Genomic DNA, 22,906 nt, shown 5'->3' with positions numbered 1-22,906 from the left:
CCTCGTCACTGGAGTGTGTAACTGTCGATTTTCATTATCACGTCGTAGGTGTCCGCGCCTTTAAGCCCCTGGTAGAGCCTGAGGTAGCTAACCTTCAGCAGCCGCCCTGAACTCTCTATCTCGTGGAGGAAGCGTATGAACTTCTGAATTGGAACGCCGTCTATCTTGACGTCGGTGGAGATGCGCAGGTACTTGTTTTGAATGTTGGACTGTGTCCTGCGCGTATAGGCGATATGGCGCGCCACGTCGGCGCTCGTGGACCACTGTTCAATCAGCGTGGTGATGTTTTCCTCCCTGTTGCCCAGCAGCGTGTCGTAACGGGTCTTCTGCTGCTTGATCTGGCGGTACTCCTCATAGAGGGTTTCGAGCCTGGCGAGGTCCTGGCGGCTTCCGGCGATGCTCGATCGGGAAGATTCCATCAGGGACAGGTACGGATTGACTACGAGCAGGTAGAGGAGTGTTCCGGCGGTGATTGCGCCGAAAATCTTGAGCAGCCGTTTTTCCCGAGCGGATATTTTTATCATTCCATTACTCCGCCTGTTCCCGTACCGGCGTCTTTTTACCGGACTGTTTTATCACCATTGAAAAACCTATTTCGTTTTTCCTGCTGATACTGGTGTTGAGGTCGACCGAGCCGAACCTGCCCGTATCGACCAGCCTGTTCTTGAAGTCGTCGATAATCTTGCTCGAGGACGTCTGTCCGTCGATTCGCACGATTCCTTCGTTGATCACCATGTTGGTCAGTTGAAAATCGGGATCCCCCGGGAATTTGGCGACGATCTCGGAAAGGAGATCGATGACCCTGTCGCCCGGCTGGACGAGCACGTCGATGGCGTCGAGCTGTTTTTTTTCCTCGTTTACCAGCGCTGACGCGGCCTTTACGGGATCGTCCACGGCCTTGCGGGCATGGAAATAGCGCATATAGCGCTCGTTTATTTCATTGTCATATTGCGATCCCGTACGGTAATTGATAAAGGTCGATACGGCGAGGTTGACCATGAAAATAAAAGCGGCGAGGAAAAGAAAGGTCGCCGCGAGATAGTAGATTTTACGAGACCCGCCGGCGAGGTCGGGAACAAACTCGCCCTTGAGGAAGTTGACCGATTGCCGCCGCGCGTTGAGATATGACAGCATGGTGCCGAAAACTATCGGAAACTGCGTCTGAATGGCCTGCTCGGGGTAGCCCTGCAGGAAGGGAAGGGCGGCCACGGGAAGTTCGAGTTCGCGCGAAATGAGATGCCCGATCCCCGCGAGGTTGGCGCTGCCGCCGGAGACGAGTATGCGGCCGAATTCCAGCTCGCCGTATTCCACGGAAAAGGAGCGCAGGGTAAGCAGCACCTGTTCCACGAGTTCTTCGACCACCGAGATGGTGCGATCGTAGATTTTTTTAAGCTTCGACCTGTTGAGGCCAAGTGTTTTGTAGAAGTCGCGCTGATAATTGTTTTCGATGGACGTAAGGTCGAGGTTCAGGGACTCGAAGAGCCGCTGCGCATCGCGGATACTGCAGCGGTTCATGGCCGCAATCTCCCGGTGGACGGCGCCGAGGCCGCCGGCGATGCAGCGCGTATAAAGGAGATCGCCGCCGCCGGCGATCACAAGTATTGTTTTCTCGTTGCCGATGTCGAGCTGGATGATGTTTTCGTCGGGAATGCGGTTGAAGTAGCGGTAGCATTCGAACAGCGCGTTCGCCTCGAAGCCCATCCTGAAGGGACGCAGGCCGGCCGCTTCAAGTAGGGCCACCTGTTCGCGTACCGCTTCGATGGGTGTGGCCGCCAGCATTATCCTCGCTTCGTCGGGCCGGGGGCTCTTCAACGACTGGAAGTCCATTATGAGCTCGTCGATGCTGAACGGCATATTTTCCTCGGCCTCGTAGGGGATGGCGGCCGAGATTTTTTCCGCGTCGCTGAATGGGAAGGCGATGATACGCACAATCGCCTTCTCCATGGGGAGATTACATAGAATAGTGCAGCCACTGATGTCGTTATCCACAAGCAATCTGCCGATTGCCCGCCTTACGGCGTCGCCCGGACCGTCCCCTTCTTCGCGGGAGATGTCCTCGATCGAAAGTCCTGTAACCTGGAAATTCCTCAGGCCGGTCCTTGCGGTCAGGAGCCGGACGGCGGAAGAGCCGATATCAAGCGCGGCGATGTTCTCAAACAAGGCGCGTCCTCCGTTTCCCGGTATGCCGGGGGTAATTGGCGAATGGGGGGTCGATTGCGGATGTCAAGGAATAATCGTTCATTGTTCGCTCATATAGTAAAAGACCTTGTTCTGCCTGTTGTACAGGGCGATCATCATTACTTCGGTTTTGTTGACGCGGCCGGTGACCGCGAGGCGGAATATAAACGACCGCACGGTGAGCAGGTTCCGCCTGACCGTCTCATCAATTATGATATCGGCGACTTCGTCGATCGATTCGAACGGCTTCGAGCGGCGCCTGCGGATAAGCTCGGCAACTTTATCATCGGTCATCTCGTCTGTCAACGCCGATAAGACCCGAAACGAAGCGGTATTGATGTTGATCTTGTTGAGCTCGCTCAGGTAATCGGTGCGTTCGCCGGTTATCCGAAAGTATTCATCGAGCCTGCGGCTGCGCTCCTTTCCGACCGGCGCCACGGATTCGGCGCCCTCGGTCCTGCGCGATGAAAGGGCCCTTCCGGTTCCGGTTTTATTGATGGCCTCGGGATCGAGCCGGCGCGCGCCCCTGTTGTGCTCGACCAGGTCCCGCTCGAGGCCGAAATTGCCGCCGCCAAGGCCGTAGTAGATCTCGGGAGTGATTCCCTTTACCATCAGCATCTCCTGAATGCTGTCCATCGCACCGTTTTTCGCGCGGTACGGGCGCGGTTGCGCGAGGTAGTAGTCGGAAGATTCTGCGCCGTAGGGGAAACGGCTGTCGTCGATATCCACCCAGTCGATGAGCGCGTCGGCAATATCCATTGGCAGGCCCATATTCATGAAAAAACGCTGTGCCACGGTATAATAGGGCGATCGGTCGACCACTTCGTTGGCGAATGCGTTGAGGTTGATTTTTGAGTTCTCGTCGGTTATGTCGATTTTAAGGTGCCCGCCTTCGATCGGCAGGGGCGGCAGGTCGATCGCCCAGATGTCCTGGAAGGAATCGACGTTCGAATTGGTCGAGACGCCCGAAAGCAGACTGGAAGCCGCGCCCTTTTTGTCGGCCTCCAAAAGCGCAACACCCAGATTGACGCCCGCCCGCGCGATGGTCCGCGCCCTGAGCGACTCGCTGAACCTGCCGATATAGCGCACGTTGGTCTGGGCCGTTATGATGAACTCGCTCGAAACCGCCACCAGGAGCGAAATGACCAGAAGCACGATGACCAGTACATAGCCCGATGAACCCCTGAAGGCGTGCAGCACGCCGCGTTCGCGAAGAAGGGCTTCGCGCCTGCGGTAGTTCAGTACGGCCGCATCCAGGCGGGCGCTGATATAAAGCGGAAGTCTCATTCATTCACCGGGTTGACGTACGAAATGAACACAAAGTCCTCCACGGTACCGCGGTAGTTTTTCACGCGGAGCGACGTCCGCACCGCCTGGGGAAGTTGTTTGGCCTCCCGCGAGTCCCATTTGTCGGTCCAGTCGTTCCTCAGCCAGAACTCGAATTTGAGGTCGATGACGTTGTCGAGCATGGCGTCCTCATCGCCGCCGCCGAGCGGGTTGTCGTCGTAGTGGAGGTCGCGCCGGCGGACGAGCTGGAACACCCCCGGCGCCTCCATGTCCTGGCGAATGCGGTAGCCGACCTCGTAGATGTCGCTTGAGGGATGCTGCTTTTTGGGATTGAGCGATATGGATTCGCGCGAGAAGTCCGTGGTGATGAAATCGAGCCGGCCGTTGGCCGTCTGGCCCATCTGGTTCTCCCCGATAAAACAAACGCGCTCGTTGAACTTATTCGAAAACGCGTAGGAGATGTCACGGTCGATGCGCTGGACCGCCAGGCTCATGTTCTCGTGGAACTCGGCGACGCCGGTAAGATCGAAGATGGAGGTCATTATCGAACGGTGCGCCGAGTAAACGATGAGGAGAATCATCGAGGAGAGCGCGGTCGCGACGATCACCTCGATGAGCGTGAAGCCGGCCCAGCCGCGGAGATACGGTAAGAAACGGACGAGCCTGCGGGCCGCGGCCGGGATTTCAGTGATACCGCGTTTCACATCCTCTCCGGATAGACGTAGCTGAGGGTGTAGTTCTTTTTATGCCCCCTTTCGAGCCAGTGGACGGTGATCTCAACCCTTCGGGCACTTACGGGCCCGAAGAGCTCATGTTCGAATTTGGTCGTTTTCCGGCTGTATGCGAACCCCGGGTACTCCTTTACGGCCTCCTCCTGCACGTCCGGTTCGCGCATGCGGTATACGTAGCAGAGACTGAGCCTGCTCTTGGCAATCAACATCGCCCGGGTCATGTTCCTGTTCCCGCCGATGGCGGCGATACCAGATGACACGCCCGAAATGATGGCGAGCATGGCGATGGAGAGGATGGCGATGGCTATGAGTATCTCGACGAGCGCGAATCCGCCGCCGCGAACATCATTCGAAACCGACGTACTCATGGATGATTCTGGCCTCTTTTTTCAGTCGGTTGATGCGCACCGACCAGCGCGCGTCGCCGCCGACAAGGATATGGATAACCGCGTTGTCTGATGCGCCGGAAGGATAAAACGGTATGAACACGCTTCCCTGCCGAACCGGATCGGCCCCGGGCAGGAGCACCTCCTCGATGCGGAACGATCCCGGGAACCGGTGGTACGATAGCAGGCGGTCGGGCGAATCGACGAACTTTCCCTCGCGGTTCATGTTGACCACCGATATGCCGTTCTCGCGGCTGAAAATCGTTTCGTCGTACTCACCGAGCTCCGTGCCGCGCTCGTGCAGGTGCACGATGAGATAATTGGTGTTTCCCTTGAGGTAGGCGTCGTCGAAGCACCGCGCGATGATGCCGGTGAGGATGACGAAACTTCCCCTGTCCGTGCCGGTAAGGCGCGTGATGCGCGGCACCACGAGCATGGCCATAATCGAGATGATGGCGATTACGACGATGAGCTCCAGGAGGGTGAAGCCGCCGTTTCCCCGAAAGGATTGCGCCATGCCCGTCCTTTGCATGGGGAGCACGATCGCTTTTACCAGCTTTTTATGTCCTGGTTCACGCCGTCGCCGCCGTCCCTGCCGTCGGCGCCCAGGCTCATGATCTCGTAATCGTTGCCGTGGTCGCCGGGCGAGCGGTATATGAAGTCGCGTCCCCACGGGTCTTTCGGCAGCTCCTTTTTCTTTAAGTAGCCGCCCTCGTTATAGTTCATGGGGGCGGGTTCCGATGTCGGTTTCATGGTGAGAGCGGACAGGCCCTGTTCGGTCGACGGGTAGATGCCGTTGTCGAGGTTGTAGCGGTCCAGCGCCAGTCCGAAGGCGGCTATCTGCTGCTTTGCGGCCTCCACGCGGGCCTTCTGTGGAATATCCATGAAACGCGGCACGACAATGATCGAAAGAATGGCGATGATGGCGATGACGATCATGAGTTCGATGAGTGTAAAACCGCCGTTCCCCTTCATTCGATTGGCCGCTTCCGCGGCCCGTTTGATGAGCGTTTTCAGTGTGTGTTTCATATCTCCCTCACTGTAGAATAAGGTTCATTTCGAATATGGGCAAAAGCACCGCTATAACGATGAGGCCGATGACCACTCCCATGATGATGATAATGATCGGTTCGATCATGCTGGTGAGGCTCGACACCGTAAGGTCGAGCTCGGTTTCATACACGCGGCCGATATTCTGGAGCATGGCGTCGAGCTGATCGCTCGCCTCGCCGGCGGCGATCATGCCGATGACCATCCGCGGTAAAAAGTCCGCCTTTGCGAGGGCGGTCGAGACCGATGAACCCTCGCGGACCCTGTCAGCCGCCCCGTCGATCTTCTCCTCGATGACCGAATTGACCACGATCTTCTTGACGATCTCGAACGACTTCATGATGTCGACGCGGTTGGAGAGCAGCACTCCGAGGTTCTGCGTAAAGCGCAGCACCACCAGCTTCCGGTAGAGGCCGCCGATAAGCGGAACCGAGAGCTTCAGTTCGTCGGCCTTGCGCCGGCCCTCGGGCGTTTTAACGTAACGCCTGAGAAAATACGCTCCCGCCGCGGCGGCCGCCAGCAGAAACGGCCAGAAGGTGGCTAGGAAATCGCTGAATCCCATCACCATCCTGGTCGGCAGGGGAAGATCCTTGCCCAGCTCCAAAAACATGCGGGTGAGCGAGGGGATGATGTTTATCATGATGAAGAGCACCACCACAATCGCGAAGAAGATGAGAAAGGCCGGGTACCACAGCGCGGCCTGAATCTTGCCCTTTAAAATATTTTTCTTCTCCTCGAGTTCCGCCAGCCGCTCGATCACCTGGTCGAGCGAACCGAGGCTCTCGCCGACCCGTACCATGTTGATGTACATCTCCGAAAAGACGATCGGGTGTCGCTCCAGGCAGGCCGAAAAGGACGAGCCTTCCTGCAGTTTCTCCTTGATGTCCGCAACGATGCTCTTGAAGTTCCTGTTGTCGACCTGGTCGATGATGTCGTTTATGGAGACCAGAAGCGGCATTCCCGCGCCCAGAAGGACCGACAGCTGGCGGGAGAAGATGCCGACCTGTTTCGAACTGAACTTCAGATCCAGGTAGTAGGAGAGCTCCTCATACGCCCTGCGAATCCCGCTCTTCGACGCGGAGGAAGATGCAAAGGGCCCGCCTCCGTGCTGCTCGAGCCTGACGAGGTAGAGCCCCATGCCCCGCACCTTCTGGCGCGCCGCCTGTTCGCTCGGGGCGTCCACCACGTCGGTAACCGTATCGCCCTTCCTGTCGAGGGCATGGTATTCGAAAATCACTTCAGCTCACCCTCAGCACTTCTTCTATGGTGGTGGTTCCATCCATCGCTTTCTGGAGCCCATCCGAAAGAAGGGTGAGCATCCCTTCCTTGATCGCCTGTTCCTTGATCTCATACGCCTCAGAGCGGACGATGATCATCCGCCGGATATCATTCGAGAGCGGCAGGAACTCGAAAATGCCGGTCCTGCCCAGGAAGCCGGTGCCCAGGCATTTTTCGCAGCCTTTGCCGCGGTAGAAGCGGCTGCCCTTTATCTTCGCCGCGCTGACGCCGAGCTGTGAAAGCATCTGAGCGGTGGGCCGGTACGCCTCGCGGCAGTGCGGACATACTCTGCGTACCAGCCGCTGGGCGAGAAACGCGTTGACGGAGGAGGTAATGAGAAACGGCTCGACCCCCATGTCGATGAGCCGGGTGACGCCGCTGGCCGCGTCGTTGGTATGGAGCGTGGAAAAGACACGGTGGCCGGTAAGCGCGGCCTGAATGGCGATCTCCGCGGTCTCGAGGTCGCGTATCTCCCCGATCATGATGACGTCCGGGTCCTGGCGCAGGATGGAGCGCAGGCCGTTGGCGAAGGTGAGGTCGATCTTGGGCTTCACCTGCATCTGGCCCACGCCGTGGAGCTGATACTCGATCGGGTCCTCGACCGTGAGGATATTGATCTCGGAAGAGCGAAGACGCGAGAGCACGCTGTAGAGCGTTGTGCTCTTGCCGCTTCCGGTGGGGCCGGTAACCAGCACCACGCCGTAGGTTTTCCTGATAGTGTCCTCGAACGACTTAAGAACGGTCTCGGAAAAACCCATGGCCGACAGGTCGAAGTTCATGTCGGTCTTGTTGAGCAGACGCATCACCACGCGCTCGCCGTAATAAGTCGGGAAAACCGACACGCGAATGTCGATGTCCTTGCCGCCGATCTTGATCTGGATGCGCCCGTCCTGGGGCAGGCGGTTTTCGGCGATATTGAGGTTCGCCATGATCTTGATTCGCGAGATGATCGCCCCCTGGTACTTTTTGGGCGGGGTAAACATCTGATAGAGGATGCCGTCAATGCGAAACCGGACCGCCAGGTCCTTCTCGTAGGGCTCGATATGAATGTCGCTTGCCCTGTCCTGGACGGCCTGGGAAACCATGGTATTGACGAGGCGGATGATGGGGGCCTCGTTCGCCATGTCGAGGATGTCCTCGGTCTCGGGTATGGCGGATGATAGTATCTCGAAGTCGGAACCGGCAAGGCCGTCTATCACTTCGTCGGCGGAGTCCGCGCGCATTATGTCGAAATGGCTGTTGATGACGCGCAGTATCTCGGCCTCTGGCGCGAGCACGGTTTCTATGTCGTAATCCGGGTACAGCATCTTGAGGTCGTCGAAGGGATGGATATTGAGCACGTCGGCCGACGCGACATGGATGACCGATCCGTCGGATTTAAAGGGCGCAATCCTGTTTTTTTTCAGGAAGTAAGTGGGGACCCTGTTGAAGGTGTTCTCCGGGTCGTCGAACACTATGTTTTTATGGTATGCAATCCCCGACTGTTCCGCGAGCGCCCCCAGCACCTCGTCCTCGGTTGCCATCCCTTTTTTGATGAGGAGCTGGCCGAGGCGCAGCGGCATGGACTTCTGGAGGAGAAGCGCCTCCTGAAGTTGCTCGGGCGTGACGACCTTACGGTCGACAAGAAGGGCCCCCAGCGGTTTTGTCTTCCTGCCGCGGACGCTCATGGTTATCGCTCCTTCAGCCTTCGCTGCTCCTCACGCTTCTGCTCGGTTATCGCCTCCGCGCGCTCCGGCTTGGTGACAATATGCGGAGTGATGAATACAAGAAGATTTGTCTTGGTGTACTCGACGGTCTTGCGCTTGAAGAACCAGCCCAGAAGAGGAATGTCGCCGAGCACGGGTACCTTTACCTCCGTAACCGACTTGTCGTTGCGGATGAGCCCGCCGACCACGATCGTCTTTCCGTCGTGTACGGAGATCTTTGTCCTGATGTCGCGCTTGCCGAGCTTCGGCGGGATGATGGCGCCGGTAGAGGACACGGTCGTCGTACCCAGCACCGAGTTCACCTCCTGGTAAAGGTCGAGTGTAATACGGTTTTTCTGGGTGATGTGCGGAGTGATCTTGAGCTTAACCCCGACGGGCTTGTATTCGAAAGTGTAAAACTGGACCCCGGTGTCGCTGATACGGTTGTTGGTTGGGACGGGGATTTCCTCGCCCACATTGAGTTCGGCTTCCTGGTTGTCGATGGTGAGTATCTGCGGCGTCGAGAGTACGTTGAAATTCTTGTCCGTGCCCTGTGCGTTGAGAAGAATGTAACCGAGTATGCTGCGGTCGGCAAGGTATCCGAGCTGAAAACCGGTGCTCAGGGGGACGGCAAGCGTCTTGCCGGTGAGGCCGTCGGGCACCGTGTAATTCGGGGCGTTGCCCATAATCGAAGAGCCGCCGTAAATGTGCCGCCCGCTCTGGTCGCCGAGCATCCAGTCGATTCCGAAACCCCAGCTGTTCTCGGCGGAAACCTCGACGATCAACGCCTCGATGAGCACCTGTTCGCGGACAATGTCGAGCTCTCTAACGATACGCTCTATCTCGGCGAACTCCTGCGGCGTGGCGGAGATGATGAGCGAGTTGGTGTCCTTATTCGCGATTATGGAAAGCTTCTGCGACGCGGCCGTCGGCGAGACCGTCTGCTGCGTCTGCGTGACGCGCGATGTGCGGTCCGAGCGGCGTACCGCGGGCTGCTGTTGCGGCGGCTTGGGTGTCTGAGGCAGGGCCGTCGCCGGCGGGACCGGGCTGGTATCGATCATGGCGCTTTCCGAAAAGGGTATCCGCGAAAGCACGGCCGCGAGCTTTTCCGCGTCGGAGTTCTCCAGATGGATGACGTGGATATTGCCCTTGCGCGCCTTATCGTCCTTGATGTCCTCCATCTTTTTATCGAGCGAATGGCTGATGCGGGTCAGGCCGCCGATCTCATTGGCGTTGCCGCTCAGGATGATGATGTTGAGCGGAAGATAGACCACTATGTCGGTATCGTTGGATTTGAGCTGGCGCAGCACATTCGCCACTTCGTTGGCGTCCGCGTATTCAATCTGGAGGAGATAGGTGATGGCGCGGTCCTCGGCGGGCAGCACGGCCCTGCCGTCTTTATCGACGATGATCTCCACGTTTTTCTTGATAGCGTCCTTGATGGGGACGATTTTTACGAGGTTCTCGGTCTCGATGACCGCGAACCCCTTCACCTCGAGGATCGATTTGAGAATATCGAACGCCTGGGTAACGGGTATGCGTTTGGCGGAGCTTATGGTGATCTTGCCGCGCACCTTCTCGTCGACCATGATGTTCTTTTTGATGAGCTGGCTCATGATGTTGAGAAACTCGGCGAGCTCCACCTCCTTGAAGTTGAGCGTGAAATATTTTTCGGTCCGGTCGACTTTCGGCGCCTGCCGCGGCTTATCCACCCGGTCGGCCGCCGGGGCGACGGGCGTTTCGACCGGCTTCTCGGGGGCCTCGCCGGCGGGCATGAGTTTGGCGTCGGCGGTGCCGTCTTCAGTCGCCTGCGAATAAAGGTAGGGCCCGGAAACGGCGCAACACATGAGGATCAGCATGAAAATCGTAATCGCCCTGAAGTGTCTTGAACCGGTCATGTGCGTTTTCCCCTGAGTTATTTCCCTAATCGGAAACGGTAAAGTCGTAATTGACGAGCTTCCCGCCGCGCTCGAGGTCTATCGTTATACGGGAATTTCCCTGGATCGACTGCCACATCTGGTACAGCTTCTCGGTGCTTTCAATGGGGTGGCCGTTTACCCGCCGAACAACGTCGCCGTTTCGAGCGCCGAGCTGATACAGCACGCTGTTCGGATCTACGCGGAAGAGCTTGTATCCCTGAATTTTACCGTCCACCCGGTACGGACCGGCGCGCAGGCCCGCGAGCGCGTTGTCCATGTTGTTGAGCACCTTTTGCTGCAGCTCGGCCCGGCTGATAGTCTGCTTGATGCGTCCCTCGCCCGAAACCGGCAAAGTGCCCTTGCCGGTATCGCCCGCGGGCACGGGGCCGGAGAACATGTCAAGTACCTCTATCTTTTTATCGCTTCCCCTGAGGTATATTTTGGCATTATCAATCCTTACCAGAGTAAAACCGTAAACTGCGGCCCCTATCCTGAATACCTCGGGGTCCTTTTCGGTGTTCTTCTTGATCAACGCGCGCGCAATCGCTGAGGGACCGGAAATCGTGCCCATAAGCTGAAGTTCCGTGAGCCTGCTCGAAACGGCGGCCTCGCCGTTGAGTGTTTCCTGGCCGGCGAGCCTGAAAAAGCCCGATTCGAGGATATGTCTGTAGTCGTCAAAGGTCTTCGCCGGCACCTGCTGTCCGACGGCCCGCTGTTTCCGTTGCTGGTGCCCCGGCGGCGGCGCAATGCTCAACCTGATCACCTGGTTGATGCCGGCGGCGAGGACCAGCGCGAAAGCGATGACGGAAACGGTGTTGACCGCATGATATTTAATATTCTGCATGAAAGGCCGAAACCCCGGGATGTCGTTTGGCTTGTCGCATTACCGGAATATCCGGTCGCCCGCTTCCGTCCGAAAAGAAGCGAATCCGTATTCCGTCGGATCAGCGGCGCTTCCCGCTGCTGGTAAGTACACCACGCGTCATCGTTGTTACGGTCGGGCCTTAATCCCGGCAAGAGAAAAGGACCCCGCCCATGTGTAAAATACGGCACAATGATAATAAATGCTTATTTAAAGTTACGGTGTATTTCACGCGACCACCGGTACAGTATAAAGCATATTACGAACTGTCAATAATTATTATTTGAGCCGTATGTGTGCGAGAAAAATCCCCGTATGCGGGCGGGGATGAGATTAGAAGCTCGGGAGGAAATAAAAAATGATGTCAGGCGGCGAACATATCGACCGAAATTATCTGAGAGAGGGGGATTCTGACCTCCCTGTTGTTCTTGTCGGTGAGGACGATATCGTCCTTCACCAGTATCCTGTTTTTGTTGAGCTCGACGGATTTACCATCGCGAAGATATACGACGATATCCAGCCCCTTTATGCCAAGGTACTTCTTTAGCTGAGACTTGAAGCTTTTCGCCTTTTTTTTCATCTGTTCCTCGTCCACAAGTGAATGATCGAAGCTATCGTAGAACCCGCCGGTCCGGGATGTGCGGCCGCGCGACCGTTTATCATTATGTCCCATCAATACTATCGGCATTTGCCGGAAATTGTTAAACTAAAATATATTTTCCGGCCGGCCGGATTTGTATAACCGGGCGGCATGGCCGCTCGCCTTTCCTGATTGCATCATGAATAGTACTTGATATCATTCAATAACAGGGTAGTATAAGGACCATGGATCGCCTCGTGCCATTTCCCGGTGAACCCTCGTTTCCGGCCATCGGTTCGCGTTTCGTGCGACTGATCGCGGCGGTCTTTTTGTTCGCCGTCGTCGTCTCCGGCTCCCGTGCCGCCGCCGTGGAATCGGCGGGGGCGTCTTGCGAAAACGGGGTGAATATTTCAGCCAGCCTGTACTACTTCGAAGACACGAATGGCGATCTCACCATCCGCGAAATAGCGGATGGGCCGGTCGAATGGACACATAATGAGAATAGATACGTCAATTTAGGCTATTCCCGGTCGGCGTACTGGTTCAGGGCGGACATCCATAATTCCCGGCAGACACGCCGGGAGGTCCTGCTCGAGATAGATTTTCCAAGCCTCGACCTTGTCGATTTCCACGTCCCCGACGGTCGCGGAGGTTTCGATAAAGTCGAAACAGGGGACCTCCGCGTCTTTGAATCGCGGCCGATCAGAGACCCGAATTTCCTGATCCCCGTTTCGCTGGAACCGGGCGCCTCAACGGTGTACATGAGGGTCCTGAGCGCCGGCTCCCTGCGTTTCACCGTGCGACTGTTTACCTGGCCGAAATTCCTTGAGAAAAAGAACCTCGTTCTGCCCCGGCTCTGGCTGCTTTACGGCATGCTGTTCCTTGTCGCCGGTTTTTATATGTTCGCGTACGCGCTGCTTCGGAAGCCCGTCTATCTGTACTTCGCGCTATTCGCCTCAACACTCTTTTTATATCAAATCGCGCACCGCGGCTACGCCTTTCAGTTTCTCTGGCCCGGCCTGCCTTGGTGGGCGAATGCCGCGCTTCCGGTGACCATGAACCTGCTTGGCCTGTTCGGTGCGCTTTTCGCGCGTGCCATAATGGATCTCCGCGCATCGAGTCCCGGGACCGACAGGCTTTTTATTTTATTCGGATACGTTCTGTTTCCGCTCGCGGCCGTCCTTTCGCTTTTGCTTCCGGCGCGCCCGTGCCTGCAGATGACGTATGCGCTGTTGATGGCATTCGCGTTCATTGTTATTATCCATACCGTATTCGCTCTATGGAGGGGAAACCGTTTCGCGCGTTATTTTCTCGCCGGCGTGGGGGGCTTCGCGGTATTTGCCGTCATAGGCGCGTTTACGGCGTTCGGCAGGCTCCCGCTTAATTTTTTTACCGAATGGAGTACGGAGCTGGGCTTCCTCTGGCTCGTATTTTCGGCATCGGCCGGTATGATAGACAGGATGAAAGCGCTTGCGGATGACCTTCGAAGCTCGCGGGCGGAACAGGAGAAGAATATAGAGCTTCTCACCAGGGCGAACCAGGAGCTTGAGGCTACGAACGAGGAGCTGAACGCGGCCATGGAGGAGCTCGGCGCGACCAATGAGGAATTCGAGGCCCAGAACGAGGAACTTATCGCCGCCGAAAACGAATTAAGACGCAGCGAGGAGAAATACCGGAGCCTGGTGGAAAACATAAACGAGGTCATTTACTCCATTGACGCAAGCGGCGCCATTACGTATCTGAGTCCGGCAGTTGAGAAAATGATTGGTTTTACGCCCACGGAGATCGAGGACCTAAACTTCTCATCACTGATTCACCCGGAGGATGTTGAAAGGATAATCGTGCGGTTCGGGGAGCTAATGCACGATGTGGTAAAACCAAGTGTCTATCGGATAATGACGAAAACCGGGGGATACCGCTGGATAATGAGCTTAAGCAGACCCATATTCCACAGGGGGGAGTTTGTCGGGGCAAACGGCGTCCTTACGGACATCCACGAGAGGAAGGAGGCGGAAGATCGCGTACTCAAGGAAAAAAACTTCGCCACGACCATCATAGACACCCTGCCGGGGATATTCTTCGTCCTTGCCGGCGGCGGTAAACTGGTGCGCTGGAAGGGCCGCGAGAAAACCGATGAGGCCTTCGGCTATACGCCGGAGGAAGTGCGGGCGATGAGCGCGCTCGATCTGGTCTGTCCGAAGGACAGGCAACTGGCGGCGGCCAGGATTCACGAGGCATTCGATACGGGCCAGTCGAGCGCCGAGATCACCTTTGCACACAAAAACGGCGACCGGCTGGTTTTCCATGTGGCCGTGTCGCGCATGCGACTTGACGGGGAAGTCTATCTGATCGGCATAGGCTTCGAGATAACCGACCGCAAAAGGGCCGAGGAGGAGCGGGAGAAGACCCTGGCCCAGCTTATACAGTCCCAGAAAATGGAAGCGATCGGCACCCTTGCCGGCGGCATAGCCCACGAATTCAACAACATGCTGATGGGAATCATGGGGGGCCTGGATATGATCCGCCTTGTCCTGGGAAAAGACGGCCGGGTGGACCGGGACGCCGTTTTAAAATATATTGAAATCGCGCTCGAGTCGTCCCGTCGATCGGTGGATATGACCAGGCAGCTCCTCACACTTTCACGAAAAAGCGGCCTGCAGACGATACCCGTCGACCTGAATGAGACCATCATAAGCGTATTCAAACTCTGTCGAAATACACTGCCGAAATCAGTCAAACTCGATTTTCAAAACGGCGATTCCCCGTTTCGGGTGCTGGCCGATCCGATGCAGATGGAGCAGGTGCTTTTAAACCTCTGCGTCAACGCCGCGCACGCCATGACGAGTATGCGCCCCTTCGGCGAACGGGAGGGCGGCACTCTTTCGGTTTCGGCCAGAGAAGAGCCGGGCTCGGACGAATTCTTCGCCCTCTATCCGTTTGCGCGGCCCGGGGTGAAGTATATAAAGCTTGAGGTCGGCGATACCGGGGTGGGGATCGATGAGGAGGTCAGGGCGCAGATATTCGATCCGTTCTTCACGACCAAGAGAAAGGAGGAAGGAACGGGCCTGGGGCTTTCCATGGCATATAACATCGTGCAACAGCACGGCGGATTTATCGATGTCACCAGCCGCGTCGGTGCGGGTTCCGTGTTTTCGGTCTATCTCCCCGCACTTGAGGGCGAGCCGTCTCCGGTGCGGCCCGCTTCCGGAATGGGTGACATGGTGACCGGAGAGGGCCGGCTGTTGCTCGTTGATGATGAGAAACCGGTGCTTGACATTGCGGCAGGTATGCTTGAACGCCTGGGGTACGAGGTGATATCGGCGGAAAGCGGGAGAGAGGCCCTGGGCATATTCAGCCGGGAACGCCACAGGCTCGATGCCGTTATCCTCGACCTTTCCATGCCCGGGATGTCGGGGCTTGAGGTTTTTGAGCGGATGCGGGAAGCCGATCCGGGCGTAAGGGTGCTGCTGGCGTCTGGTTTTATCGAGGAATCCGTACTCAACAGGGTCCTGAGTCAGGGGGTCGCGGATTTCATCCAGAAGCCGTATACCATCGTGCAGCTTTCGGTTAAAATCAAAAGTGTCATGAGGCCGCCCGACCTGACCACACAGTGACGGAAGTGGCCTGAATCAGGGCCGCCTTCAGGCATGTGGAGGTCCGCCGGTGCGGTCATTTGGTGCTTGACTTTTTCAGGGCGTTAGTACAAATGGCAGGTGGTATTACCAGCAGCCATTGGGGGTGATCGTGACCGAACTTCTGGGTCCCATACGCGCACAGAGCCTTGTCGGGGCGTTCGTAACGCGCTTCGAGGCGCTCATCATATCCGGGGAGCTCGTTATCGGCAGCCGCCTGCCGTCGGAACGGGAGCTCGCCGGCCGAATGGGGGTAAGCCGGCCCGTGGTGCACGAGGGGCTGGTGGAGCTCCAGGCGCGCGGACTGGTGACGCTCAAGCCGCGCAAGGGCGCGTACGTCAACGACTATCGCAGAAGGGGCTCTCTCTCGCTGCTCGAATCGCTCCTGTCGTACCACAGGGGAAACCTCGAACCGGGGCTGCTTCGCAGCATGATCCGGATGCGCGAACTGTTCGAGATGGAAACCGCCCGGCTCGCCGCGCGCAACCGGACCGGCGAGCACCTCCGCCAGTTCCGCGAGATAATCGGTCGCGAAAAGGAATGCGACCTCTCCAGGCCCGAAACGATCGTCGCGATCGATTTCGAATTCCATCTCGTCACGGCGATCGCCACCGGGAATCTCGTTTATCCGCTCATCATGAATTCATTCAAAGACGTCTACACCAACCTCACCGGGATTTTTTTCACCGACCCCGACGTGGCGCCCAGGGTGTTCGGTTTTCACCGTCGGCTGGTAGAATCCTTCGAGGCGCGCGACGAAAAAAAGGCATCGGCGGTGATGAAGCGCCTGCTCGATCACGGGGAGCGCTATCTCAATAAAACGATAGACGAAAGAATCGCGGCCGTCTCGAACGAGAAGGTCGTATAACAACACAGGGGGTGCGGCATGAACACGACGGCGTCGGCGGCTCGATTCGCGATAAAGGAACCGAAGGGTCTCTCTCCTCGCATAACCTGGCTTCGCGATTATTTCTTCAGCGGGGTGGACCGGGCCTGGAACAACGAGTTCATGCCATGGACCACGGGCACTCCCTGGGACGTCCAGTACGATGAGATCACCTATTACATAGTTCCCGAAACCTATGCATTTTTACAAACCTTCCGATCATCCTTCCACCAGATGGCCCGTACCGTACACCTGCACGACGATTTCTGGAAATGGAGCATCCCCGAACGGCGCGCATGGTTCGTAAAGGAGGTAATGGTCGGTTACATGCCGCACGAGGTGCTGCCCGGCGACCTCATCGCCGGTTCGCGATTCAACCTTCAGGCATCGCGCTGCTGGACGAAGAAGGAGCTGGAAGAGCGCGACAGGCTGATATACGGTAAAAAAGGAGCGCGCGCGATGATGAAATGGTTCCACGACCACGGATTCGGAAATTCGGGCGCGACCTCGGGCCACCTCATACCGGACTATAAACGGGTCCTCGTCGAGGGATGGAAGGACATTTACGCGGAGCTGATGGCGCGCTATTACGAGCTTTCCGATCGCGAAAAAAGCGGCCCGCGCGGCGCCCAGCTTCATGCGATGATGACCGCCGCGGTCATGCCGAAGGAGCTGGCGGCGGTCTATGCCGGGGAATGCCGCAGGCTCGCGGCCAGGGAATCGACACCTGCGCGAAAGGAGGAGCTGACGCAGATGGCCGCAAACCTCGACCGCGTGCCGTGGGAGCCCTCGGTCACGTTTCACGAGGCGGTCCAGGCGCTGTGGCTTTCGCACATGCTGGTGATGAGCGATGAAAACTATCCCGGCCCCGGCGTGTCGTTCGGGCGCCTGGACCAGTACCTGCTGCCGTACTGGGAGCACTCGATCAATAACGGCATGGACCGCGAGTTCGGCAAGGAGATACTCAAGTGCTTCTGGGTGCACTCCAATACCGCCTACGACGCCATGATCCGGGTGGGCGGCAACCAGGGGATCACCGCGGGGTTCGGACAGCTCTTCAATCTCTCGGGACTCGGAGCGGATGGGAAGGACATGACGAACGAACTCACCTATGTGCTCCTGGAGGTGATCGACGAGATGACGCCGATTCTCGAACCAAAACCTAACGTACGATTGCACCGCACCTCGCCCGAGAAGCTTATGGACACGGTCGTTTCGATGATCTCCTCGAGCCAGGGAGCGCCTTTTCTGTTGAATTTCGACGAGCGCTCGATGGCGGGAATGCTCCGGGAGGCGAATCGTTCCGGGGTCGGGCATCTTATCAACGAATCGAATGTTCACGACTATGCCTCGGTGGGATGTCTGGAGAACACGATGGTCGGAAACGACCGCTCGGGGACCGTGGACAATAACCTCAACCTCCTGAAGGCGGTGGAGCTCGCGCTTACCGGCGGGAAAGACCTGCTCCCATTCACCGACCTTCTAACCGGGAAAACAACGCCTCCGGCGCGCGTGGGGCCCGACACCGGCGACGCGACGAAATTCAAAACATGGGACGAGTTCTGGAACGCCTATGCGGAGCAGACCAGGTTCATCGTAAAGAAATGCGTGGAGATTTACGAGATGTCCGAGAGCGCCCGGGCGCGGTTTTCGCCCACGCCCTACCTATCGTGCCTGGTACGCGGATGCGCCGCGAAGGGCGTGGACGTAACGCAGGGCGGGGCCGAGCTCAGCTTCACCACGATAGAAGGCGTCACCTTCGCGACCACGGTCGATTCGCTCCTTGCGGTGAAGTATCTCGTGTTCGACAAAAAGGAATGCACCATGGCCGAACTCATAAAGGCCCTTAAAGATAACTGGGTCGGCCACGAGGTGCTTCAGGCGAAGGCGAAAAACCGCGCGCCCAAGTACGGCCGCGACGACGACTACGCCGACGAAATGGCGCGGCGCGTCATGGACCTGTGGACGGAAGAAACCTGGAAGCACGCCACCAAATCGACCGGCAGGCGCTTTCGTCCCGGCATGCTCTCGTGGAACTACTGGGTGGGCGACGGCTTCGTCCTTGCCGCGAGCCCGGACGGACGGCCGAAGGGACAGTTCCTCTCAAACGCCATCTGTCCGTCGAACGGAGCGGACATCAACGGACCGACGGCAAACGCCAACTCCGTGGGCAAGGCGTTGGGCGGAAGGGATGCCGGCGGCGGCGACTGGAAGGGTTACCTGAACAGCCTTCCGAACGGGGCGAGCCATACCATCACCTTCAATCCGTCGCTGTTGCGCGATCCGGAGCATCGCACCAAGTTCAAGGCCTTCCTGCGCGGGTACGCGGAGAACGGCGGGACCGCGCTGCAGGTCAACATGATCGATGCGGACATGCTGCGCGATGCGCAGAAGCACCCGGGGGCCTACCGGCACCTGCTGGTGAGGGTCACCGGATACAACGCCTATTTTTCGGCGATCGGCCGCGAGCTGCAGGACGAGATAATCGCGCGCGAGAGCCATAACAAGTATTGACGGGGAGGATGGCACCCTGCGCGGGGACGGTCGCATTAAAACCGTCCGGTCCCGCCGCACGGCATGACGAGAATGAAGACAATCCATGAATCACCGGCAGCGCCCATGGCAACGGTGCTCAATATTCAGCGAATGTCCACCGAGGACGGGCCCGGCATCCGGACCACGGTCTTTTTCAAGGGCTGCGGCCTTTCGTGTTCGTGGTGCCATAACCCGGAGAGCATCTCGTCAAAACCGCAGGTGCAGTGGATCGAGAACCGGTGCATCGGCTGTCGCTCCTGTGTCGCGGCCTGTCCTGAAGGGGTGCTCGCTTTCGAGGCGGCCGGCGTCGTGATCGACCGGAAGCGCTGCGCCGGATGCGGGGCCTGCGCCGACGCGTGTCCCTCGACGGCCATGGAGCTCCTGGGGAAAAAGTGGGCGCTCGCCGACCTGGTTCGCGAGGTGGAGAAGGACCGCGCCTATTTCGAGCAGTCAGGCGGCGGCATCACGGCCTCGGGCGGCGATCCGACCGTGCAGGCGCCCTTCGTCGTCGAATTTCTGAGGGAGTGCAGACTGCGCGGCCTGCATACGGTGCTCGATACCTGCGGCTATTCGTCGAGGCAGGCACTGGAAACTATCCTGCCGCACGCCGACATGGTGCTCTTCGACCTTAAAATCATGGACGGCGCCGAACACCGGCGACGTACCGGCGCGCCGAACGGACGCATCCTCGAAAACATTATGTTCGTTCGCGATTACATGAAAAAATCGGGCCGTCCGTCATCTCTCTGGATACGAACGCCGCTCATCCCGGGCGCGACGGCGACGGTTGAAAATGTAACGGCGATCGGTTCGTTCATCGCCGAAAACCTTGAGTCCGTCATCGAGCGCTGGGAGCTCTGCTCGTTCAACAATCTATGCCGCGACAAGTATCGCCGGCTCGGCATCGACTGGGAGTTTCGGGACACGCCGCTGCTTTCGCGCGAAGACCTCGACGGCCTGGCGACGGTCGCCCGTCGCGCGCTTTCAAGTCCCTCTATCGTGCAGTGGACCGGTGCGCCGCGCGTCGAGAAGGCCGCCGATGGGGGACCGGAAAAGCGGCATCTTAAACTGGTTAAGGGCTGCACCACGTGCTGAGTCGGAGGTGTCCGGGCCTCTTGCCGGCGCCCAATCATCATGCGCAGGGAGGACGTAATGCTGAGCCATAAATCCTTCGATCCTGAGGACATGCCCAAGTTCGAGCCGGACGCAAAGATCGGCCTTATCGCGACCGTCAATCCGGACGGTCTTCCGCACATCACGCTCATCACTGCGCTGCAGGCGAAAACGCCAACCACGATGTACTGGGGGCAGTTCTCCGAGGGTATGAGCAAAAAGCACGTGAAGAAGAATCCCAAAACAGCCTTTCTGATCATGACGCTCAACAAGGAGCTCTGGCGCGGGCGTGCCCTCTGGACGGGCGAGACGAAGGAGGGGCCGGACTATGAGATGTTCAATAAAAAGCCCATGTTCCGGTATAACGCCTATTTTGGAATTCATACAGTCCATTACATGGACCTGGTCGAAACATACGGGCGCGAAAATCTCCGCATGGGCGACATCATAAAGGGGGCACTCCTCACGGGCCTCTTCAAGGGAGGCGCGAAGAAGAAGGGTGTAACCGTCCTCAAGCCATGGGCGGAGGGCCTCTTCAACCGGATGGACGCGCTCAAGTTTATGGCGTATGTCGGTGGCGACGGCTTTCCGGTCATTATACCGCTCTTCCAGTGCCGGGCGGCGGGAAGCGGCAGGCTGGCGTTCGCGCCGTCAGCCTACAGGAACGAACTCGAGGTGGTCCCCGCGGGCTCGACCGTGGCGGTGTTCGGCATCACCTTCGACATGGAGGACGTGCTGGTGAGGGGCGTCTTCAACGGCTATTCGCGTTTTCGCGGCGTACGGCTCGGCACGGTGGACATCGACTGGGTGTACAACCCTATGCCCCCAAAGCAGGGACAGGTATACCCGGCGGTTGAGCTTCGGCCGGTGACCGAATTTTAAAGCCGGCAGCCGGGCTATAAACGCCATTTTTCGAAGATCGAGAAAAAACCGCGCCGACGACAGGCGAAATTCTACTTGTAATTTAAATCATCCCGAATTTGATTCAACGCTGTCACACGCACCGCCGTTCCGGCACATGGCGGTTTTACCGATCGAGGTGCGATGAACGCGGAACAACTCAATGACCTGATGATCGCGGTGAGTCTCCTCGCGGCGCTCCTGCTTGCGGGAACATTTTTAAGGGCGAAGCTTCGCATATTACAGAAGATACTGCTGCCGTCTTCGCTCATCGCTGGGTTCATCGGGCTCGCCCTGAGTCCCCAGGCGCTTGGGGTCCTGTCACCGGAGGTGATCGGGGTATGGGCGGCGCTTCCCGGGCGGCTGATTTCGGTGGTTTTCGCCTGCATGTTTCTGGGACACGCCATTCCGTCGCTGCGAACCGTGTGGCGCGATGCCGGGCCGCAGATCTGTTACGGTTTTGTCGCAGGTTTCGGCCAGTATTTCGTGGCCATGCTCGTCACCATGACGCTCCTCGTTCCGCTCTTCGGTGTTCCGCCGATTTTTGCGAGCATACTCGAAATCGGGTTTTCGGGCGGGCATGGAACCGCCTCGGGCATGTGCGAGGTGTTCGGTTCGCTGGGTTTCCCCGACGGCTGCGACCTGGGGCTTATGTCGGCGACTGTCGGAATTACGTCATCGGTGATTTTCGGTATGTTGCTGGTAAACCTCGCCGCCCGTAGGGGATACACCCTGCTGATAAAAAGCCCCGGCAGTATTCAGCCGGACGTGCTCTCCGGCATCCTCGACGAGAAGAACCGCCGTTCCATCGGCACCTCGACAGTATCCATGAACGCGATCGAACCGCTCGCCTTTCATCTGGGATTTGTCGGGATCAGCATCCTGCTCGGCTGGCTCGCGTATTTGGGTGTGCGGGCGATTCATCCAATATTGAAAAGCTTTCCGCTGTTTCCGCTCGCCATGCTCGGCGGCATCGTCGTACAGGCCGGGTCGTCGGCGCTCAAGGCAGATCGTCTGCTCGACCGGCAGAGCTTCGAGCGGATTCAGGGGCTTTCGCTCGATCTGCTTGTGGCCTCAGCCATCGCCTCGCTCAATATGCGCGTTGTCATGGAGTACGGCGCACCATTCGCAATCCTCATGATCGCGGGCCTGGCATGGATGCTCATGCTTACCTGGGTTCTCGCGCCCCGGATGCTCCCTGACGCGTGGTTCGAGCGCGGCGTGGTGGAGTTCGGCATGCAGACGGGTGTTACCGCGGTGGGACTGTTGCTTCTGCGCATCGTCGATCCCGAATACAGGACCGAGGCGGCGCCTTCATTTGGATTTAAACAGATCGTATACGAACCGCTGCTGGGAGGAGGGCTGTTGACGTCGATTTCACCGGTGCTGATGGTGGGGATGGGGCTTCCGGGTGCGTTGTTGCTGGTGTCCGGGATTATGGCGTTGTTTCTGCTCGTGGCGTTACTGGCGGGTTTTTTCCACCGGCATCCCGGCCCCCGCCGGAGTATCCACCGGTAAATGTGAAGGTCTTTTTCGATGCCGCTTTTGAGCCGGCGATAATAAGAATCGGCCAGGAAACGCGATGGATTATCCCCGGCCTGGCCGAAAGCCTTCATGAGGGCGGCGAAATCGCCGGGCTTTGTCGTGCCGCCCCACGGGTCGTGCCGGGTGCCGTAGTCGCATCCCATGCGGGCACCGCGTTTTAATTGCTGAGGTCATGCACGCCGATCATGCTCTGACCCCGGTAATGAGACAATCAGGGGTTTTACGCGCAAGATGTGTTTGACAAAAAGGATCTGTGAAAAATTTAATGGTATTGTTCAGCGCAGAAAAAGCATTGGATGCTTTTTCCATGCCGCCCAAGCCCGAAAAACACGGTCGGGC

The 22,906-nt window shown here is 58.1% G+C and carries 18 protein-coding genes; 6 read left to right on the top strand and 12 right to left on the bottom strand.

What is annotated here, in order from left to right:
* Positions 1-5 precede the first annotated feature (5 nt).
* From gspM to VLM75_14830, 12 genes are all read right to left on the bottom strand, one after another.
* Positions 6-524 carry a type II secretion system protein GspM gene (gspM, locus tag VLM75_14885; GenBank protein HSV98206.1) on the bottom strand — a complete coding sequence of 173 codons (519 nt, stop codon included), beginning with the start codon at positions 522-524 and terminating at the stop codon, positions 6-8.
* A 4-nt stretch (positions 525-528) separates the two neighbouring features.
* Positions 529-2,160: a pilus assembly protein PilM gene (gene pilM / locus VLM75_14880; protein HSV98205.1), complete on the bottom strand. Its 1,632-nt coding sequence runs from the start codon at positions 2,158-2,160 to the stop codon at positions 529-531.
* 78 nt (positions 2,161-2,238) lie between these two features.
* Complete coding sequence (locus VLM75_14875; protein ID HSV98204.1) at positions 2,239-3,465, bottom strand: general secretion pathway protein GspK; 1,227 nt, start codon at positions 3,463-3,465, stop codon at positions 2,239-2,241.
* Positions 3,462-4,169 (bottom strand): type II secretion system protein GspJ, encoded by a 708-nt coding sequence (locus VLM75_14870; GenBank protein HSV98203.1) that lies wholly within the window; start codon positions 4,167-4,169, stop codon positions 3,462-3,464. The genes VLM75_14875 and VLM75_14870 overlap by 4 nt, the downstream gene beginning before the upstream one ends.
* Positions 4,166-4,564 carry a prepilin-type N-terminal cleavage/methylation domain-containing protein gene (locus VLM75_14865; protein ID HSV98202.1) on the bottom strand — a complete coding sequence of 133 codons (399 nt, stop codon included), beginning with the start codon at positions 4,562-4,564 and terminating at the stop codon, positions 4,166-4,168. The genes VLM75_14870 and VLM75_14865 overlap by 4 nt, the downstream gene beginning before the upstream one ends.
* Positions 4,542-5,099 (bottom strand): type II secretion system protein, encoded by a 558-nt coding sequence (locus VLM75_14860; GenBank protein ID HSV98201.1) that lies wholly within the window; start codon positions 5,097-5,099, stop codon positions 4,542-4,544. Before VLM75_14860 ends, VLM75_14865 begins: the two co-directional genes overlap by 23 nt.
* A 32-nt stretch (positions 5,100-5,131) precedes the next feature.
* A complete protein-coding gene (gene gspG / locus VLM75_14855) occupies positions 5,132-5,557 on the bottom strand; it encodes a type II secretion system major pseudopilin GspG (GenBank protein ID HSV98200.1) in 426 nt (141 codons plus the stop codon).
* 61 nt (positions 5,558-5,618) lie between these two features.
* Positions 5,619-6,869: a type II secretion system F family protein gene (locus VLM75_14850; GenBank protein HSV98199.1), complete on the bottom strand. Its 1,251-nt coding sequence runs from the start codon at positions 6,867-6,869 to the stop codon at positions 5,619-5,621.
* Between the two features lies 1 nt (position 6,870).
* Positions 6,871-8,577, bottom strand: a complete 1,707-nt coding sequence (gspE, locus tag VLM75_14845; GenBank protein ID HSV98198.1) for a type II secretion system ATPase GspE — start codon at positions 8,575-8,577, stop codon at positions 6,871-6,873.
* Positions 8,578-8,579: 2 nt separating this feature from the next.
* Entirely contained in the window at positions 8,580-10,493 is a 1,914-nt protein-coding gene (locus tag VLM75_14840) for a secretin N-terminal domain-containing protein (protein HSV98197.1), read from the bottom strand.
* A 25-nt stretch (positions 10,494-10,518) separates the two neighbouring features.
* Positions 10,519-11,358, bottom strand: coding sequence for a PDZ domain-containing protein (locus VLM75_14835; protein ID HSV98196.1), 840 nt, complete (start codon positions 11,356-11,358; stop codon positions 10,519-10,521).
* 382 nt (positions 11,359-11,740) lie between these two features.
* Positions 11,741-12,049 (bottom strand): hypothetical protein, encoded by a 309-nt coding sequence (locus tag VLM75_14830; protein ID HSV98195.1) that lies wholly within the window; start codon positions 12,047-12,049, stop codon positions 11,741-11,743.
* A 152-nt stretch (positions 12,050-12,201) separates the two neighbouring features.
* Between VLM75_14830 and VLM75_14825 the strand changes: the two genes are divergently transcribed.
* The 6 genes from VLM75_14825 (at position 12,202) to VLM75_14800 (ending at position 22,540) form a co-directional block, all read left to right on the top strand.
* Complete coding sequence (locus tag VLM75_14825) at positions 12,202-15,570, top strand: PAS domain S-box protein (GenBank protein HSV98194.1); 3,369 nt, start codon at positions 12,202-12,204, stop codon at positions 15,568-15,570.
* A gap of 130 nt (positions 15,571-15,700) precedes the next feature.
* Complete coding sequence (locus VLM75_14820) at positions 15,701-16,456, top strand: FadR/GntR family transcriptional regulator (protein HSV98193.1); 756 nt, start codon at positions 15,701-15,703, stop codon at positions 16,454-16,456.
* Positions 16,457-16,474: 18 nt separating this feature from the next.
* Positions 16,475-18,988 carry a pyruvate formate lyase family protein gene (locus tag VLM75_14815; protein HSV98192.1) on the top strand — a complete coding sequence of 838 codons (2,514 nt, stop codon included), beginning with the start codon at positions 16,475-16,477 and terminating at the stop codon, positions 18,986-18,988.
* A gap of 72 nt (positions 18,989-19,060) precedes the next feature.
* Positions 19,061-20,104, top strand: a complete 1,044-nt coding sequence (locus VLM75_14810; protein HSV98191.1) for a glycyl-radical enzyme activating protein — start codon at positions 19,061-19,063, stop codon at positions 20,102-20,104.
* Between the two features lie 57 nt (positions 20,105-20,161).
* On the top strand, positions 20,162-21,004 hold the full coding sequence (locus VLM75_14805; GenBank protein HSV98190.1) for a pyridoxamine 5'-phosphate oxidase family protein: 843 nt from the start codon (positions 20,162-20,164) through the stop codon (positions 21,002-21,004).
* Positions 21,005-21,166: 162 nt separating this feature from the next.
* Positions 21,167-22,540 carry a sodium/glutamate symporter gene (locus tag VLM75_14800; protein HSV98189.1) on the top strand — a complete coding sequence of 458 codons (1,374 nt, stop codon included), beginning with the start codon at positions 21,167-21,169 and terminating at the stop codon, positions 22,538-22,540.
* Positions 22,541-22,906 lie beyond the last annotated feature (366 nt).

This window comes from Spirochaetota bacterium (genome assembly GCA_035477215.1).
Lineage (GTDB): Bacteria > Spirochaetota > UBA4802 > UBA4802 > UBA5368 > MVZN01.
Note: the sequence above shows the minus strand (reverse complement) of the source record. Positions and strands in the feature narration are given on the sequence as shown.